Consider the following 17,680-nt stretch of genomic DNA (forward strand, 5'->3'; position numbering starts at 1 on the left):
GATCTTCACCAGCTCGGGGCGGAGGGGTCTTGGCATGGGTGCCGTGAGGGGCGCGAAGAGCAAGCGGTTGCCGCGGGCCGTCCGGGAGCAGCAGATGCTGGACGCCGCCGTGCGGACCTTCGGGCGGCGCGGCTACCGCGCGGCGTCCATGGACGAGATAGCCGAACTCGCGGGGGTCTCCAAGCCGCTGGTGTATCTGTATCTGAACTCCAAGGAGGAACTGTTCACCGCGTGCATCCGGCGGGAGGCGGCGGCGCTGCTGGCCGCCGTACGGGACGCGGCCGAGCCGGACCCGCCGGCCGAGCCGGATCTGTCCGCGCGGGACGAGCGGGGACTGTCCGCGCCGGACGAGTCGGGTCTGTCCGCGCGGGATGAGCCGGGTCGGTGCGCGCCGGACGAGTCGCATGTGTCCGAGTCGCACATGTCCCGGTCCGACGAGCCGGGTCTGTCCCCCGAGCGGCAGCTGTGGGCCGGGCTCATGGCGTTCTTCACGCACACCGCGGAGAACCCGGACGGCTGGTCCGTACTGCACCGGCAGGCCCGGACCCACGGGGAGCCGTTCGCCCGGGAGGTGGGGGCGATGCGGAACGAGATCGTCGACCATGTGGCCACGCTGATCGCCGCGGCCGCCGCGCAGGAGGCGGGCGCCCGGCGCCGGGAGCCCGAGCCGGGCGCCCGGGACGTGACCGCGCTGGCGCAGGCGCTGGTGGGGGCGGCGGAGTCGCTGGCGGGGTGGATGAACGACACGGGCGCGGTCTCGGCGCGGGAGGCCGCCACCACGCTGATGAACCTCGCCTGGGTGGGCCTCGGCGATCTGCTCACGGGCGCGCGCTGGTCATCACGGTGATCCGGGGGCGCGGGGACGCGGGCACGTAGTGTCGCAGGGCGGCGGTCCGGACAGGGTTCGCCCTGCCCCGGGGCGGTGATCCGGGCGGGGTTCGCCGTACCCCGGGGCAGCGGTCCGGGCTGTTCCGCTGACCGCGGGCCCCCGGACAGCGGTCGCGATGAGTTCGGGGCCGCGGGACAGTCTTCATGTCGTAGCAGAGCAACAAGCAGGAGGAGCAAGTTCCGTGCGCATAGTGATCAGCGAGTTCATGAGCCTGGACGGAGTCGTACAGGCACCGGGCGGAGTCGACGAGGACACCGAAGGGGGCTTCGCCCACGGCGGGTGGTCGCACACGTTCTTCGACCCTGAGGTGGTGGGCGGCTTCATCGACGAGGCGATGGGCAAGGCGGATGCGCTGCTGTTCGGGCGCCGCACCTGGCGGACGATGGCCGACGCATGGCCGGACCGGGAGGGCGATCCGTTCGCCGACCGGATGAACTCCATCCCGAAGTACGTCGTGTCCGACACGCTCGGCGACGCCGACCTGACGTGGGACAACAGCACCCTCATCCCCGGCGGGGACGCCATCGCCCGGATCCGCGAACTGCACGCGACCGAGGGCGGTGATCTGCTGATCATGGGGAGCCCCACGCTGGTACGCGCCCTTCTGTCCGAGGGCCTGGTCGACGAGCTGCGGCTGATGATCATGCCGGTGCTGCTGGGCGGAGGGAAGTCGATCTTCCCCGAGGACGGCGGGCAGCGACCGCTCGAACTGGTCTCGACCGTCACGAGCGCGGCGGGCGTACAGGTGAGCACCTACCGGCCGGCCGCCAAGGAGTAGAGACCGGGGCGGCGGTCATGGACGGGCGTGAACCGCCGGGAGGGGGGCGGAGAAGGGCCGGGAGAGGCAACAGTTGGGGGAGCCGGGGCGGCCGGTCCCGCTGGCCAGGGATGCCCGGCCCGGGGCGAGCAGCGGGCCGGGTGAAGGCGTACGGTCAGGGGTGTACGGGCCCCGGGGGATCGCCCCCTCGCCCATGAGCCCGGCGGTGCGGCCGCACTCCCCGCAGGACGCGCCCGGGCCGTACAGCGTGTGATCGGTTCCGTGAGGTCCGGGGCAGACGCGCCGTTCCACTGTGCGGAACGCCCCGGGCCCGGGCTTCCGCGCCCGCCGCGGGGCCGTTCCATGCCTCGCGAGAGCCCGTACTCAGGGCCGGAAGGCGTGCCTTTCGCCACAATCCGGAGGCGGTGGCCGCGCCGGACGCGCGGCCCGGCCCGGGCCCGGCTCACCGTGGCGAGCTGGGACGATGTGCCTCGCCAGGGGCGTGAAGCGGGGGTGCTCCTTACGCCATGGTCGCGTTCTCACAACAGGCGAGTCGGGTCATCGCTGGATAAACTCCTCGTTTGCCGTGCGCGGAACGGGGATTCACAGCGCACTCCACACGACGGACGGAGAGTGAGAGATGCGTACGCACCAGTCTCGTATCGACCGGGGTGAGCCCGCGCGCAGGGTCCTGTCGGCCGACGACGGGTGCGCTGTATGACCGTCGCCCCGGTACCTCCCGATCTGCTCGACCCGCTGCTCGACGACGCGGCGCCGCCGGCGTACTTCTCCGCGGGGCCCGCGGCCCCCACCCGTACGCTCCTCGACATCCTCGACGAGACGGCCCGCCGTCACCCGGACGCTCCCGCGGTGGACGACGGAGTCACCCCGCTCACCTACCGCGCCCTCCTCGACGAGGTCGAGGACCTGCGGCGGCTGCTCGCCGCCGAGGGTGTCGGCGCGGGTGACCGGGTCGGTGTGCGGGTCCCCTCCGGCACGGCCGATCTCTATGTGTCGATCCTCGCGGTCCTGGCGGCGGGCGCGGCCTATGTCCCGGTCGACGCGGAGGACCCCGACGAGCGCGCGGAGCTGGTCTTCACGGAGGCCGCGGTGCACGCGGTGATCGGCGAGGCCCGCGCGATCACCCGGTCCGCCCCGGCCGGTACGGCCCCGGTCTTGGACCGTACGGCACCGGACCCGGCCGGTGCGGTGCCGGGCGCATCCGCCCCGGGCGCACCCGCCCCGGACGTACGTGACCTGGGCGGTACGGTCCCGGACGGTCCGGTTCCAGACGGTACGCGTGCCGCCGATGCCTCCGTACCGGCACCGGGCGATACGGACCCGGCCGCCGCACCCGAACCGGCCGGAACCCACCCCGGCGCACCGGCCCTCGGCCGTACCGCCCCGGACACACCCCGCCCGGCCGGGGCGAACCCGCCCGCGTCCGTGCTGAACGCGTCCGCGCCGGACGGGCCCGCGCTCAGGCGGCCCCTCCCCGGCGACGACGCGTGGATCATCTTCACCTCCGGCTCCACCGGAAAGCCCAAGGGCGTCGCCGTCACCCACGGCAGCGCGGCGGCCTTCGTGGACGCCGAGGCGCGGCTGTTCCTGCGGGACGCGCCGCTGGGCCCCGGCGACCGGGTGCTCGCAGGGCTCTCCGTCGCCTTCGACGCGTCCTGCGAGGAGATGTGGCTGGCCTGGCGCCACGGGGCCTGTCTGGTGCCCGCGCCCCGCTCACTCGTCCGTACGGGAATCGACCTCGGCCCCTGGCTTGTCGAGCAGCGCATCACCGTCGTGTCGACGGTCCCCACGCTCGCGGCCCTCTGGCCCGCCCACGCGCTCGACGACGTACGCCTGCTGATCTTCGGCGGTGAGGCATGCCCGCCCGAGCTGGCCGAGCGCATGGCCGTCCCCGGCCGCGAGGTCTGGAACACCTACGGCCCCACCGAGGCCACGGTCGTCGCCTGCGCCGCGCCGCTGACCGGCCGGGGTCCCGTACGCATCGGGCTGCCGCTCGACGGCTGGGAGCTGGCCGTCGTGGACGGCCGGGGCGAGATCGTGCCCATGGGCGCGACGGGCGAGCTGGTCATCGGCGGCGCGGGTCTCGCCCGCTATCTCGACCCCGTCAAGGACGCGGAGAAGTACGCCCCGCTGCCGTCCCTCGGCTGGACCCGCGCCTATCGCAGCGGTGATCTGGTGCGCGCCGAGGAGGAGGGGCTGCTGTTCGTCGGCCGCGCGGACGAGCAGATCAAGCTGGGCGGGCGCCGTATCGAACTCGGTGAGATCGATGCCGCGCTCCAGGCTCTCCCGGGCGTCGCGGGCGCGGCCTCGGCGATCCGTACGACAGCCGCCGGTACCCAGATCCTGGTCGGGTACGTGGTCCCGGACGGCACCCCGACGCCCCCGGCGCCCGGCCACGAAACTGGAGCCGGGTCCGTGACCGGGCCCGCCCACGCCTCCCGTGCCTTCGACCGCGCCGACTCCCTCGCCCGCCTCCGCAAGGAGCTGCCCGCCGCCCTGGTGCCGCTGCTCGCGGTCGTCGCGGAGCTGCCGACCCGGACGTCCGGAAAGGTGGACCGGGACGCACTGCCCTGGCCGCTGCCGGACACCGTCACCGGCACCGGCCCGGCGGAGGATTCCGAACCACTCACGGAGAGCGAGACCTGGCTCGCCGGACAGTGGACCGAACTGCTCGGGGTGCCCGTCTCCGGTCCCGGCGCGGACTTCTTCGCCCACGGCGGCGGCAGCCTCGCGGCCGCCCGGCTGGTGTCCCGGATCAGGGAGCGCTACGGCACCGGCTCCGTCGGGGACATCTACCAGAACCCGACGCTCGGGGCACTCGCCCGGACGCTGGAGACCACGGCGTCGAAGCGCGGGAGGATCCGCGAGGTACGGCCCGTACCGGTACGGACACAAGCGGCGCAGCTGCTGCTCATGGTGCCGCTGCTGACCGTCGCCGGGCTGCGGTGGAGCGTCGTCGCGGCGGCCGTCGCGAACATCCTCGGGCTCGGTCCCGGAGTCTCCTGGTGGTGGATCGCGCTCGGCTGGCTGCTGGTCGTCAGCCCGCCCGGGAAGATCGTCATCGCTGCGGGCGGCGCCCGTCTGCTGTTGCGCGGGGTCCGCCCCGGCACCTACGCGCGCGGCGGCGGTACGCATCTGCGGCTGTGGACCGCCGAGCGGCTGGCCGAGCTGAGCGGGGCGACGAGCCTCGCCGGTTCCTGGCTCACGTACTACGCCCGTGCCCTGGGTGCCCGCGTCGGCGAGAACGTCGATCTGCACGCCCTGCCGCCCGTCACCGGCATGCTCCGGCTCGGCCGGGGCGCGGCCGTCGAGCCCGAGGCGGATCTGTCCGGGCACTGGCTGGACGGCGACCGGCTGCACATCGGAGCCCTGCGCATCGGCGCGGACGCCGTGGTCGGCGCCCGCAGCACGCTGTTCCCGGGCGCGCGGATCGGGAAGCGGTCGGAGATAGCGCCCGGGTCGGGCGTCACCGGGTCCGTACCGGCCGGTGAGCGCTGGTCGGGCGTGCCCGCCACCCGCGACGGGAAGGCGCGCAGGGGCGAACCCCGCCCGCCGCGCCGCCGCCGCTGGACGGCCCTGTACTCGGTGGCCTCCCTCTGCCTCGGCCTGCTGCCCGCCGTCGCGGCCCTGCCCGCGCTGCTGGTGCTCACCCTCGGGCCCACCCCGCTCGCCGCGGTGCCGCTCGCGACGGTCACCGCCCTGGTGACGTACGCGCTGCTGATCCTCGTGGGCGTACGGGCGCTGAGCGTCGGGCTGCGCGAGGGCAGCCACCCCGTCGCCGGGCGGATCGCCTGGCAGGCGTGGGTGAGCGAGCGGCTGATGGACATGGCGCGGGTGCATCTGTTCCCGCTGTACGCGAGCCTGCTGACGCCCGTGTGGCTGCGGGCGCTCGGGATGAGGGTCGGCCGGGGCGTCGAGGCGTCGACCGTGCTGGCGCTGCCCGCGATGACGACGGTCGGCGACGGCGCGTTCCTCGCCGACGACACGATGGTGGCGTCGTACGAGCTGGGCGGCGGGCGGCTGCGGATCGCCGAGGCCCGGGTCGGCAAGCGCGCGTTCCTCGGCAACTCCGGGATGACGGCCGCGGGCCGCCGGGTGCCCAAGCGCGGTCTGGTCGGGGTGCTGTCGGCGACGCCCAAGCGGGCGAAGGCGGGCAGTTCCTGGCTCGGGATGCCGCCGATGAAGCTGCCGCGCTCGGCGGAGGAGGGCGACCAGAGCCGTACCTTCGCCCCGCCCGCGCGGCTGAAGTGGGCCCGTGCGGCGGTCGAGATCTGCCGGATCGTGCCGGTGATGTGCAGTGTGGCGCTGGCCGTGCTCGGGATCATGGCCTTCGCGGCTCTGGCGGAACGTTTCGGCTGGATGGCGGCGGTGCTGCTCGGCGGGGCTGTGCTGCTCGTGGGCGGACTGATCGCCGCCCTGACGGCGATCGCGGTCAAATGGGTGCTCGTCGGCCGGTTCCGGGCGGTCGAGCACCCGCTGTGGTCGGCCTTCGTCTGGCGCAATGAACTGGCGGACACCTTCGTCGAGGTGCTGGCCGTGCCGTGGCTGGTCGGCGCGGTCCCGGGCACCCCGCTGATGAATCTGTGGCTGCGCGGTCTGGGCGCCCGGATCGGGCGCGGTGCCTGGTGCGAGACGTACTGGCTGCCGGAGGCCGACCTCGTGACGGTCGGCCGGGGCGCCAGCGTGAACCGTGGCTGTGTGGTGCAGACGCACCTCTTCCACGACCGGATCATGCGGATGGACAATGTCGTTCTCGGGGCGGGCGCCACGCTGGGCCCGCACGGCATCGCGCTGCCCGGCGCGGTGATCGGCGACCGGGCCGTGGCGGGTCCGGCGTCCCTGGTGATGCGCGGGGAGCGGGTGCCCGCGGACACCCGCTGGCTGGGCAATCCGATCGCCGCGTGGCGTGGTCCGGGTCCGGGGCCGTCGGACCGCTCGCGCCGCCCGGCCCGCCGCCGGGCAGCACGGGCCTCGTGAGCAGGTCCGTGTCCGCCGGCACGGCGGTGTGAGCGGGGCTCCGGGGGCACGGGCAAGGGCACGGGTTCGGCAGCAGGCACCGGACACGGGCGGCGGGCGGCAGGAGTCCGGAGACGGGGGTTTCGCGGGGGAACCGCGGGGAGCACAGGGTTCCACAGGCACGGTTGGGTAAGGACGCACCAGGGTGACGGATTCGTATTTTCCGCAGCACGGCGACAGCGGTTACAGCACCGGGGAGTACGACCTGGAGCTGGACTACATCCCGCACACCGGGCGGCTCGCGGGCCGCGCCAGAATCCGGGCCGTCGCCACGCGGACCCTGCCCGAGATTCTTCTCGACCTCGGGCGGTTCCGCCTCACCAAGGTGCTCGTGGACGGCCGCCGCCCCGCCCGCTACACCCACCGCGCCGACAAGCTCCGTATCAAGCCGGTGAAGCCGCTCCGGGCGGGGACGGCCTTCACGATGGAGGTCCGCTACACCGGAGTCCCGCACCCGGTGCGCACCCGCGACTGGGGTGAGCTGGGCTGGGAGCAGCTGGAGGAGGGCGCGCTGGTGGCCTCGCAGCCGCACGGCGCGCGCTCCTGGTTCCCCTGCAACGACCGCCCCGACGACAAGGCCGCCTACCGGATCTCGGTGACCGCGCCCTCCCCGTACACCGTGGTCGCGAACGGCCGGCTCGTCTCCCGGACGATCAGCGCCTCCACGACGACCTGGGTGTACGAGCAGCCCGCGCCGATGGCGAGCTATCTGGCGACCGTGCAGATCGGCCCGTACGAACTGGTGGACGTGCCGGCCGGGGGAGAGGCGCCCCCGGGGGCCGTGCCGCAGCCCGCCGCCGTGCCCGCCGCGCTGCTCGGGGGCCGGTTCGAGCACGACTTCGCCCGTCAGCCGCGGATGATGGCCGCCTTCCAGGATCTCTTCGGCCCCTACCCCTTCGACGACTACGCGGTCGTGGTGGTCGACGAGGAGCTGGAGGTGCCCGTGGAGGCGCAGGGCCTGTCCGTGTTCGGAGCGAACCATGTGGACGGCCGGCGCGGCAGCGAGCGGCTCATCGCTCATGAGCTGGCCCACCAGTGGTTCGGCAACAGCCTCACCGTGGCGGACTGGCGCCATATCTGGCTGAACGAGGGTTTCGCGAAGTACGCGGAGTGGCTGTGGTCCCCGCTCGCCGGAGGGCCCTCCACGGCCGCCATGGCGGCCAGGTCCCGGGCCAGGATCGCGCTGATGCCGCAGGATGTGCGGATCGCCGACCCCGGACTGCGCCGGCTCTTCGACGACCGGGTCTACGAACGGGGGGCGCTCACCCTGCACGCGCTGCGGACGGAGATCGGGAACGAGGCGTTCGTGGCGCTGCTGCGGGAGTGGACCGGGACGCACCGGCACGGGGTGGTGACGACCGAGGCGTTCATCGCGCTGGCCCGCCGCCATTCGTCCCGTCCTGTGGACAAGCTGTTCACGATGTGGCTGTACGAGACGAGGCTCCCCGAGCTGCCCCGCCCCCGGGGGCGTTCCTGAGCGGGCCCGTGAACCGCCCGGAACCGCCTGTTGGCTACTCGGAACCGTCCTGAGGCGCCGTGGGGGTGCCGCACGGACACGGACTCGCGGTCGCGGTTACCCCGATCGGGTGGTGCCGGGAAAAGGCAGGAGCCCCGTTCCTGGCGGACGGGGCTCCTTGGGTACTGCTAAGTCGGTACGCGATCGTCAACCCAAATGGCGATTAGGCCGGGGTGACGTTCTCCGCCTGCGGGCCCTTCGGGCCCTGGGTGACGTCGAAGTTCACGACCTGGTTCTCCTCAAGGGAGCGGAAACCAGACGCGTTGATCGCGGAGTAGTGGACGAAGACATCCGGGCCGCCGCCGTCCTGGGCGATGAAGCCGAAGCCCTTTTCAGCGTTGAACCACTTGACGGTTCCGGTAGCCATAAGCCCTCCTTGGGCCAAAGGGTTGCCCTGCTCCAGAACCTGTAACAAGTCTGAAAACTACAAAAGCCTGCGGGTCACATGCTCCGCAGGCTCTGTACTGCAAGGGAAACCAAACTGCAACTTGCGTCGAGCCTAGCACGCAGGGTGTTCGCAGCGGTAGGGGCAATGATCACTTCACCCGGACGCCTGAACCGATCACTCTTTCGCCGATGAACCGCAGGTCGCAGGGGGCGCGGAAGCAGGGGCTCCGGCGCGCGCCCGGCGTGGCGGGCTGATGGATCGGTGCGGCTCTTCCGCGCCCCCGCGGCGTCCGGAACCCGTCCACGGGTCTAGCCTCACGATGTGGACAGTCTCGGAGAAAGCTCAGCAACCACCGAAGCCGGCCTCCCGGCGGCGGCCGAAATCCGGTCCCCGTCCGACCTCGGGACGGCGGCCGGACAGCGCCCCGCCCGGCCCCGCGTCGGCCATATCCAGTTCCTCAACTGTCTCCCCCTCTACTGGGGGCTGGCCCGCACCGGAACCCTTCTCGACTTCGAGCTGACGAAGGACACCCCGGAGAAGCTCGGCGAACGGCTGGTGCGCGGCGAACTCGACATGGGGCCCATCAGCCTCGTGGAGTTCCTTCGCAACGCCGACCGGCTGATCGCCCTCCCCGATATCGCCGTCGGCTGCGACGGGCCGGTGATGTCCTGTGTGATCGTCTCCCAGACGGGTCTGGAGAACCTCGACGGCGCCCGGGTCGCCCTCGGCTCCACCTCGCGCACCTCGGTACGCCTGGCCCAGCTCCTGCTCTCCGAGCGGTACGGGGTCACGCCCGACTACTACACCTGCCCGCCCGACCTCGGCGTGATGATGCACGAGGCGGACGCTGCCGTGCTGATCGGGGACGCGGCCCTGCGCGCCTCGCTGCACGAGGCGCCCCGGCTCGGTCTCCAGGTCCACGATCTGGGGCTGATGTGGAAGGAGTGGACGGGGCTGCCGTTCGTCTTCGCCGTCTGGGCGGTCCGCAGGGAGTACGCGGCACGTGAGCCCGGGATGGTCGACGAGGCGCACCGGGCGTTCCTCGACTCGCGGGATCTGTCGCTCCAGGAGGTCGCCAAGGTCTCCGAACAGGCCGCGCGCTGGGAGGTGTTCGACGCGGAGCTGCTCGAACGGTACTTCCGGACGCTGGACTTCCGTTTCGGCTCCGACCAGCTCGCGGGCGTACGGGAGTTCGCGCGCCGCACCGGCCCGACGTCCGGATTCCCCGCCGATGTCACCGTGGACCTCCTCGGAGCGGGGTAGCGGGGCAGCCCGAGTGGGGGCGGGAGGCCGCCGCCACCGGGCCCCGCCCGCCAGGCCGGCACCCCTGGTCCTCCCGTGCCCTGCCCCGCGTTCCGCCGGAGTTCCGCGTCCGGCGGGCGCCGTCCTGTTTCCTCTAGGCTGAGTTGCCGTACGGGCCGGGGTGCGACGGGGGGGAAGACGGATGCGGCCGCTGGATCCGGACGAGCCACGGAGCATCGGTGCGTACCGGCTGCTCGGACGGCTGGGCGCGGGCGGGATGGGCCGGGTCTATCTCGGCCGCAGCGCGGGCGGGCGAACGGTCGCCGTCAAGGTCGTCCATCCGCACTACGCGCTCGACGACGAGTTCCGGGAGCGGTTCCGCCGCGAGGTGGCGGCGGCCCGGCGGGTCGGCGGGGCCTGGACCGCGCCCGTTCTCGACGCCGACCCCGACGCGTCCGTGCCCTGGGTCGCCACCGGCTATGTCGCCGGACCTCCGCTCTCGGCGGCGGTGACCGGACACGGTCCGCTGCCCGGCCGCGCTGTACGCGCGCTGGGCGGCTCTCTCGCCGAAGCGCTGACGGCCGTGCACGCGCTGGGACTCGTGCACCGCGATGTGAAACCGTCCAATGTGCTGCTCGCCCTCGACGGGCCGCGTCTGATCGACTTCGGCATCGCCCGCGCGACGGACGGCACCGCCTCCCTCACCTCCACCGGGGTCTCCGTCGGCTCACCCGGCTATATGTCCCCCGAGGCCATCCTCGGCAAGGGCGTCACCGGTGCCGCCGATGTGTTCTCGCTGGGCGCGGTCCTGGCGTACGCGGCGACCGGTTCGGCCCCCTTCCGGGGCGACTCGTCGGCGACCCTGCTCTACAAGGTGGTCCACGAGGAACCCGAACTGGACGAACTGCACGGCGAGGTGAAGGAGCTGGTGGCCGGCTGCCTCGCCAAGGACCCGGCCGCCCGGCCGGTGCCGGGGGAGATCGCGGACGCCCTGGCCCCGGGCGGCGCGGCGGCCCTCGTCGGCGCGGGCTGGCTGCCGGGCCCGCTGGTGGAGGAGGTCAGCCGGGCTGCGGTCTCCCTGCTCGATCTGGAGCCGGACGCCCCGGTGGGGAGCCCCGAGGCGGCCTCGGGGCCGGTGCCCTTCAGCAGCCCGGCGATCGGGACGTTCGGGCCGCCGGTGGAGCCGTCCGGTGGGTTCGGCGCCCCGCACCCGGGCCCGGCTACCGCCCCCGGGCCGTACGGCACCGCTCCCGGGACCGCGTCCGGGCCCTACGGCTCTGCTCCCGGCACCGCCTCCGGACCGTACGGCACCGCTCCCGGGCCGCCCGCCCCGGATGCCGCCGGTTCCGCTCCCCCGGCCGGGGGAGCGCCCCGTGAGGAGCCGCCGGAGCCCGGCGCCTCCCGTCCCGGCCGCCGCCGGAGGGTCACCTGCTCGGTCACCCTCACCCTGGGGCTCGCTCTCGTCGCGGTCACCCTGGGCACGGCGGTGCTGTTCGACCTCTGGCCGGGGGCCGGCGGCAACACCGAGGACAACGCGACCGACACGCCCCCCGCGGCCTCCGCGCGGCCCTCCACCGGACCGCCCGGGACCACCGGACCCGGTGCCACGCCGGGAACCACCGGTCCCACGGCCACGCCCGGCGGCAGGACCGAGAACGTCCCCGAGGCGTTCATCGGCACCTGGAACGGCCCGTACACCCTGGAGTTCGCGGGCAGCGAGATCGAGAGCGGGAGATTCGTCGTCGTGCTCAAGGCCGGGAAGACGGGCGCGCGGATCGGCACGGTCAGCCAGTACAACGCGCTCGGCGGCCTCACCTGCGTCGACGATCTGGTACTGCGCGACGCGACCGCCACCCGGCTGACCGTCGACGGCACATCCAACGGCGAGTTGTCGACCTGTACCTCCGGCACCCACAAGGTCGAACTGCGCCTCGACGGATCCCGGCTGCGGTACCTCTCGAACGAGCCCCGCGCCGGCAACCCCAAGGCCGTCCTGACGAAGGGCGGCTGAGCACCCCGGCGGAGCCGGCCGTACGAGCGGCCCGGCCGGGCCCGTACGAGGGGGGGCGTTGAGGACGCGCGCGGTTCGGAAGGCCCGTACGGGCGGGGCAGGAGCGGGTGCGGACGGGTGGGTTCCGGCCGGTCCGAGGCCCGCCGGGGCACCTGGCGTAGGCTGGACCGGCCCGCAGACCGCCCGTACACGATCCGGATCCGACACGATCCGTATGCGACACGATCCGCATCCGATTCGGTACGGGCTCAGGAATCGACCGCCGAAAGGTGCACCCGGTGACCGAGAAGGCCGACCACCAGTCCGTGCTGGACCGTGCCGCCGAGGGCGGGCGCATCACCCCCGAAGAGGCGCTCGACCTCTACCGTTCGGCCCCCCTGCACGCGCTCGGCCGCGCCGCCGACGCCGTGCGCCGCTGCCGCTACGCCGGTACGGAGCACATCGCGACGTACATCATCGAGCGCAACATCAACTACACCAATGTGTGCGTCACGGCCTGCAAGTTCTGCGCCTTCTACGCCGCGCCGAAGGACACCGCCAAGGGCTGGACCCGCGACCTCGACGACATCCTGCGCCGCTGCGCGGAGACCGTGGAGCTGGGCGGCACACAGATCATGTTCCAGGGCGGGCACCACCCCGACTACGGCGTCGAGTACTACGAGAAGCACTTCTCCGCCATCAAGGCCGCCTATCCCCAGCTGGTGATCCACTCCCTCGGCGCGTCCGAGGTCGAGCACATGGCCCGGATCTCCGGCGTCTCCGCCGAGGACGCCATCCGCCGGATCCACGCGGCCGGTCTCGACTCCTTTGCGGGCGCGGGCGCCGAACTGCTCCCCGAGCGCCCCCGCAAGGCGATCGCCCCGCTCAAGGAGTCCGGCGAGCGCTGGCTGGAGATCATGGAGACCGCGCACGGCCTCGGCGTCGAATCCACCTCCACCATGCTGATGGGCACCGGCGAGACCAACGCCGAGCGGATCGAGCATCTGCGGATGATCCGGGACGTCCAGGACCGGACGGGAGGCTTCCGGGCCTTCATCCCGTACACGTACCAGCCCGAGAACAACCATCTCAAGGGCCGCACCCAGGCGACGATCTTCGAGTATCTGCGGATCATCGCGATCGCGCGGCTCTTCCTCGACAACGTCGCCCATATCCAGGGCTCCTGGCTGACCACCGGCAAGGAGATCGGCCAGCTCTCCCTGCACTACGGCGCGGACGACCTCGGCTCGATCATGCTGGAGGAGAACGTGGTCTCCTCGGCGGGCGCCAAGCACCGCTCGAACCGGCAGGAGATCATCGATCTGATCCGCAAGGCGGGCCGCGTCCCCGCGCAGCGCACCACGACCTATGAGCACATCGTCGTGCACGAGGACCCGGCGGACGACCCCGTCGACGAGCGCGTGGCCTCGCACATCTCCTCGACGGCGATCGCGGGCGGCACCGCGCACCCGGAGCTGAAGCTCCTGAACGCCAACTGAGGTTTCTGATCGCCCGGTGAGGCTCCTGAACACCGGCTGAACTCCCGGTCGCCTGGTGAAGCTTCTGAACAACCGGCTGAGGTTTCTGATCGCCCGGTCAGGCTTCTGAACACCGGCTGAGGCTTCTGAACAACCGGCTGAGGCTCCTGATCACCGGCCACCGGTCACCGGTTGACGCTCCCGCACTTCCACCGACCCCGGACGGAACGGCTTGCTCACGATCCACACGGCCCCGCTGCTGCTCCCCGGCGGCGGGCTGCCCCCGCTCCGGGACGGGGCCGTCGCCGTCCGGGGCCGTGAGATCGAGGCCGTCGGCCCGTACGAGCGGCTGGCCGCCGACCGCCCGGCGGCCCGGATCCGCCGCTGGCCCGGCGTCATCACCCCGGGCCTGCTCAACCCCCATGGCCCCGAGCTGCTGGAGCGGATGTACCACCCCGACCCGCGCGAGGCCGCCGAACTCGGCACCGAGCCGCTGACCGGGGACGCGCTCGCCGCCCTGGCCCCCGACGAGGTGCGGTGGGGCGCGAGCGCCCGCCGGGGCATCCAGCGGATGCTGGCCCACGGCACGGTCGCCGTCGACGGGACTCCCCGGCGGCCCGCTGTCGTGGACGCGCTCATCCGCGCGGGCCTGACGGTGCTGCCGCGCCCGGCCGAACCGTCCGGTCCGCCCTCGCTGGACCCGCTCGCCGGACGCTCCCCGGCCGATGCCTTCCTGACGCCCCTCATGCCCCTGACGCCCCTGACGGTGGAGGGCGGCCGGGCCGACTTCGCCGTCTTCGGCGTCGCGGACGAAGAGGACCTCGCCGCACGGGGCGCCGCGACCTGCGTCGTCACCGTGCTCGCCGGACGGCTGGTCCACCGCCGGCGCTGAGGCACGGCCGGGCGCGGCAGCGCGTACCGGACCGGTCCACCCGAGGCGAGCCCGGGTCCCCTGCCCGGCACCCCGCCCGGCCCAGGCGGCACAATGGGCCGGGTGAACCGAGCCTCCCTGGACAAGCAGCCGCATGAAGTCGCCTCCATGTTCGACAAGGTGGCGAAGAACTACGACCTCACCAATGACGTGATCTCGCTGGGCCAGGACCGCAGATGGCGCAAGCAGGTCGCAAAGGCGGTCGACGCCCGTCCGGGGCAGAAGGTCCTCGACCTGGCGGCCGGAACGGGCACGTCCTCGCTCCCGTTCACCGAGACCGGTGCCTATACCGTCCCCTGCGACTTCTCCCTGGGCATGCTCCACGAGGGCAAGAAGCGCCATCCCTGGCTGCCGCTGACCGCCGGCGACGCCACCCGGCTCCCCTTCCGCGACGGGGTCTTCGACGCGGTCACCATCTCCTTCGGCCTGCGCAATGTGCAGGACACGGACCAGGCGCTCCGTGAGCTGCTCCGGGTGACCAGGCCCGGCGGCCGGGTGGTGATCTGCGAGTTCTCCCACCCCACCTGGACGCCGTTCCGCACGGTGTACGAGGAGTATCTGATGCGGGCGCTGCCGCCGCTGGCGCGCTCGGTCTGCTCCAACCCGGACGCGTACGTCTATCTGGCCGAGTCCATCCAGTCCTGGCCTGACCAGCCCGCGCTGGCGGCGAAGCTCCAGAAAGCGGGCTGGTCGAAGGTGGCGTGGCGGAATCTGACGGGCGGTGTGGTGGCGCTGCACCGGGGAACGAAGCCGGTGGCCTGAGCCCGGAGGGCCGGGGCGGGAGTACGGGGCCTGGGCCCGGAGGACCCGTGCGGGGCCGGTGCCCGAGCCCGGGCGGCCACGGACGAGGCCGGTGCCCGAGCCCGGGCGGCCACAGAGAGCCGGGGCGGGGTACGAAGCCGGTGGCCTGAGCCCGGAGAGCCGGGGCCGGAGATCCGTGGAGCCGGGCGCGGGCCGGAGCGGGTCATTCCGCCCCGTCCGCGCCGTCCGTCCCGAGATCCTTGCGCATCGCGGCCCGCAGCCCGGTGAGCGCGCTCTCGTACGCGGCCCGTCCGCTCTCGTAGCCGTCGTCCCCCGAGACCACGCCTTCGGCGGTGATGTTGCGTACGTGCCTCAGCCGCCGGAAGGCCGCCTCCGACGCCTCGTGGACCGGCGGCGAGGCCGTGATCGACATCTGATAGCGCAGCGCGTAGCAGGGTTCGAACGCCTCCCGGGCCGCCGCCGCCCGCTCCGCGAGGGGCAGCTCCCGGTTCCGCCCGAGGCTCCGGAAGGCGTTCCGGGAACTCGCCAGGGCCGCCAGGTACTCCCCGTACAGCTGCCGCCGTATCTCGGCGGACCGCGCCTGCCGTTCACGTTGCCAGCGCGTGCGCTCCAGCAGCGTCGCGGAGGCGGTCGCGATCACCGCACCGACGACCGCCGCCGCCAGCGTTATCCACTCCATACGCACCTCACCCCGAGGTCCCCCAAGTGCAGCACCGTCCTCAGACCGTGCCCAGTTCCAGGCTGAAGCAGTACCCCTCGCGTTCCGAGTCCGGCACCCGGAACACCTGGGTCCGCTCCATCCCCAGCCGGGCGGCCACCGCGAGGGAGCGCTCGTTCCCGGCGTCGACCATGGCCACCACCCGCCCGACTCCCGCCGCCCGCACCCGGTCCAGCGTCAGCCTCGCCGCCGCCGTCGCATACCCCTTACCCCAGGCGGACCGGGCCAGCCGCCAGCCGATCTCGATCTCGCCGTACGGACCGAAATCCTCGTGCGGCCAGGGCTGCGCGCCCGTGAAGCCGACGACCCGGCCCCGCTCGTCGAGAACCGTCCACAGACAGAAGCCGCGTTCGGCGTCGTGCCGGCGCTGGCGCGCGGTCAGTTCCTCGTACACCGACAGCTCGGCCCCGCGCCCGCCGTGGAACTCCATCACCTCCGGGTCGTCGAACACCCGGTGCCAGGCGAAGGCGTCCTCGTCGGTGGGCACACGGAGCTGTACGGCGGGCAGGAGCCTGCTCATAAGAGGGAGCCCTTCAGTCGGCTGATCGTTACGTCCCCCTAGACTGCCCTTGTCCCGTGCCGTTCAGCACGCCCCATCTTCGAGCCGTCGGGAGAACCGCCGTGACCGAGCCCCTCTCCGAACACACCGCGGATGTGATCGTCGTCGGGGCAGGCCCGGCCGGCTCCACGACCGCGTACTACCTCGCCAAGGCCGGACTCGACGTCCTGCTGCTGGAGAAGACGGCGTTTCCGCGAGAGAAGGTCTGCGGCGACGGCCTCACGCCCCGCGCGACCAAGCAGCTCGTCGCCATGGGCATCGACATCTCCGAAGAGGCCGGCTGGCTCCGGAACAAGGGTCTGCGGATCATCGGCGGCGGAGTACGGCTCCAGCTCGACTGGCCGGAACTCGCCTCGTACCCGGACTACGGACTCGTCCGCAAGCGCGACGACTTCGACGAGCAGCTCGCCCGGCAGGCGCAGAAGGCGGGGGCCCGGCTGTACGAGCGCTGCAATGTGGGCGCGCCGGTCATCGACGAGCGGACCCGCCGGATCACGGGCGTGGAGGCCAGGCTCGGCGAGGAGAAGACCCCGGTCACCTTCCACGCGCCGCTCGTGGTCGCCGCCGACGGCAACTCCTCGCGTATCTCGCTCGCGATGGGCCTGCACCGCCGTGAGGACCGTCCGATGGGCGTGGCCGTACGGACGTACTTCACCTCCCCCCGCCACGACGACGACTATCTGGAGTCCTGGCTGGAGCTGTGGGACCGCCGCGGCCCCGGCGAGGACCGGCTGCTCCCCGGCTACGGCTGGATCTTCGGCATGGGCGACGGCACGTCCAACGTCGGCCTGGGCGTGCTGAACACCTCCGCCTCCTTCAAGGAGCTGGACTGGCGCGAGGTCCTCAAGGCGTGGTGCGCCTCGATGCCCGAGGACTGGGGCTACACCGACGAGAACATGACCGGCCCGATCCGCGGCGCCGCCCTCCCGATGGCGTTCAACCGCCAGCCGCACTACACCCGCGGTCTGATGCTGGTGGGTGACGCGGGCGGGCTGGTGAACCCGTTCAACGGCGAGGGCATCGCGTACGCCATGGAGTCGGCCCAGATCGCGGCCGAGGTGATCGTGCAGGCGTACGCCCGCGCGACCCCGGCACAGCGCGAACTCGCCCTCCACCGCTACCCGAGGGTCCTCAAGGACACCTACGGCGGTTACTACACGCTCGGCCGCGCGTTCGTGAAGCTGATCGGCAACCCGAAGGTCATGAAGATCGCCACCCAGCGCGGTCTGACCCACCCGATGCTCATGCGCTTCACGCTGAAGATGCTGGCGAATCTGACGGACCCGACGGGCGGCGACGCGATGGACCGGATCATCAACGGGCTCTCCAAGGTGGCGCCCAAGGCGTGACCGCCTGACTGTCTGACCGGCCCGTCGGGGCGCGTCCGATCCCGCGGGCGGCCCCGTCGGGCAG

13 protein-coding genes are annotated in these 17,680 nt (G+C 72.8%); 10 read left to right on the forward strand and 3 right to left on the reverse strand.

Going from position 1 to position 17,680, the window contains the following annotated elements; translation table 11 throughout:
- Window positions 1-34 precede the first annotated feature (34 nt).
- From ACIBCM_RS18745 to ACIBCM_RS18760, 4 genes are all read left to right on the forward strand, one after another.
- Window positions 35-847 carry a helix-turn-helix domain-containing protein gene (locus ACIBCM_RS18745; protein WP_399244543.1) on the forward strand — a complete coding sequence of 271 codons (813 nt, stop codon included), beginning with the start codon at window positions 35-37 and terminating at the stop codon, window positions 845-847.
- Window positions 848-1,070: 223 nt separating this feature from the next.
- Window positions 1,071-1,667, forward strand: coding sequence for a dihydrofolate reductase family protein (locus tag ACIBCM_RS18750; protein WP_399244545.1), 597 nt, complete (start codon window positions 1,071-1,073; stop codon window positions 1,665-1,667).
- 696 nt (window positions 1,668-2,363) lie between these two features.
- On the forward strand, window positions 2,364-6,644 hold the full coding sequence (locus ACIBCM_RS18755) for a Pls/PosA family non-ribosomal peptide synthetase (RefSeq protein ID WP_399244547.1): 4,281 nt from the start codon (window positions 2,364-2,366) through the stop codon (window positions 6,642-6,644).
- 184 nt (window positions 6,645-6,828) lie between these two features.
- Entirely contained in the window at window positions 6,829-8,160 is a 1,332-nt protein-coding gene (locus tag ACIBCM_RS18760) for a M1 family metallopeptidase (RefSeq protein ID WP_399244550.1), read from the forward strand.
- A 202-nt stretch (window positions 8,161-8,362) separates the two neighbouring features.
- Here ACIBCM_RS18760 and ACIBCM_RS18765 read toward each other — a convergent pair whose 3' ends face one another.
- Entirely contained in the window at window positions 8,363-8,566 is a 204-nt protein-coding gene (locus ACIBCM_RS18765; RefSeq protein WP_003967102.1) for a cold-shock protein, read from the reverse strand.
- A 402-nt stretch (window positions 8,567-8,968) separates the two neighbouring features.
- On the opposite strand from ACIBCM_RS18765, the gene ACIBCM_RS18770 reads away from it, so the two are divergent.
- The 5 genes from ACIBCM_RS18770 to ACIBCM_RS18790 all read left to right on the forward strand — a co-directional run bounded on the left by ACIBCM_RS18770 (window position 8,969) and on the right by ACIBCM_RS18790 (window position 14,990).
- Complete coding sequence (locus ACIBCM_RS18770) at window positions 8,969-9,850, forward strand: menaquinone biosynthetic enzyme MqnA/MqnD family protein (protein WP_399244887.1); 882 nt, start codon at window positions 8,969-8,971, stop codon at window positions 9,848-9,850.
- A 181-nt stretch (window positions 9,851-10,031) separates the two neighbouring features.
- Window positions 10,032-11,840, forward strand: coding sequence for a protein kinase (locus tag ACIBCM_RS18775; RefSeq protein ID WP_399244552.1), 1,809 nt, complete (start codon window positions 10,032-10,034; stop codon window positions 11,838-11,840).
- Between the two features lie 278 nt (window positions 11,841-12,118).
- Complete coding sequence (gene mqnC, locus ACIBCM_RS18780; protein WP_399244554.1) at window positions 12,119-13,318, forward strand: cyclic dehypoxanthinyl futalosine synthase; 1,200 nt, start codon at window positions 12,119-12,121, stop codon at window positions 13,316-13,318.
- A gap of 211 nt (window positions 13,319-13,529) precedes the next feature.
- Window positions 13,530-14,189 carry a hypothetical protein gene (locus ACIBCM_RS18785; RefSeq protein WP_399244555.1) on the forward strand — a complete coding sequence of 220 codons (660 nt, stop codon included), beginning with the start codon at window positions 13,530-13,532 and terminating at the stop codon, window positions 14,187-14,189.
- Between the two features lie 102 nt (window positions 14,190-14,291).
- Window positions 14,292-14,990, forward strand: a complete 699-nt coding sequence (locus ACIBCM_RS18790) for a demethylmenaquinone methyltransferase (RefSeq protein WP_399244557.1) — start codon at window positions 14,292-14,294, stop codon at window positions 14,988-14,990.
- A gap of 202 nt (window positions 14,991-15,192) precedes the next feature.
- Here the strand turns inward: ACIBCM_RS18790 and ACIBCM_RS18795 are convergent, their stop codons facing one another.
- Window positions 15,193-15,669, reverse strand: a complete 477-nt coding sequence (locus ACIBCM_RS18795; protein ID WP_399244559.1) for a hypothetical protein — start codon at window positions 15,667-15,669, stop codon at window positions 15,193-15,195.
- A 40-nt stretch (window positions 15,670-15,709) separates the two neighbouring features.
- The gene (locus ACIBCM_RS18800) at window positions 15,710-16,228 is read right to left on the reverse strand and encodes a GNAT family N-acetyltransferase (protein ID WP_399244561.1); all 519 of its coding nucleotides are present in this window, start codon (window positions 16,226-16,228) and stop codon (window positions 15,710-15,712) included.
- Window positions 16,229-16,329: 101 nt separating this feature from the next.
- Here ACIBCM_RS18800 and ACIBCM_RS18805 point away from each other — a divergent pair, with 101 nt between their 5' ends.
- Window positions 16,330-17,616, forward strand: a complete 1,287-nt coding sequence (locus ACIBCM_RS18805) for a geranylgeranyl reductase family protein (RefSeq protein WP_399244563.1) — start codon at window positions 16,330-16,332, stop codon at window positions 17,614-17,616.
- The last annotated feature ends 64 nt before the right edge of the window (window positions 17,617-17,680 follow it).

This window comes from Streptomyces sp. NPDC051018 (genome assembly GCF_044456085.1).
GTDB lineage: Bacteria > Actinomycetota > Actinomycetes > Streptomycetales > Streptomycetaceae > Streptomyces.

What these genes read in the sequence shown, in the direction of transcription:
- ACIBCM_RS18745 (WP_399244543.1), top strand. Translation starts at nt 35, where the DNA reads ATGGGTGCCGTGAGGGGCGCGAAGAGCAAGCGGTTGCCGCGGGCCGTC.
- ACIBCM_RS18755 (WP_399244547.1), top strand. Translation starts at nt 2,364, where the DNA reads ATGACCGTCGCCCCGGTACCTCCCGATCTGCTCGACCCGCTGCTCGAC.
- ACIBCM_RS18765 (WP_003967102.1), bottom strand. Translation starts at nt 8,566, where the DNA reads ATGGCTACCGGAACCGTCAAGTGGTTCAACGCTGAAAAGGGCTTCGGC.
- ACIBCM_RS18775 (WP_399244552.1), top strand. Translation starts at nt 10,032, where the DNA reads ATGCGGCCGCTGGATCCGGACGAGCCACGGAGCATCGGTGCGTACCGG.
- ACIBCM_RS18795 (WP_399244559.1), bottom strand. Translation starts at nt 15,669, where the DNA reads ATGGAGTGGATAACGCTGGCGGCGGCGGTCGTCGGTGCGGTGATCGCG.
- ACIBCM_RS18800 (WP_399244561.1), bottom strand. Translation starts at nt 16,228, where the DNA reads ATGAGCAGGCTCCTGCCCGCCGTACAGCTCCGTGTGCCCACCGACGAG.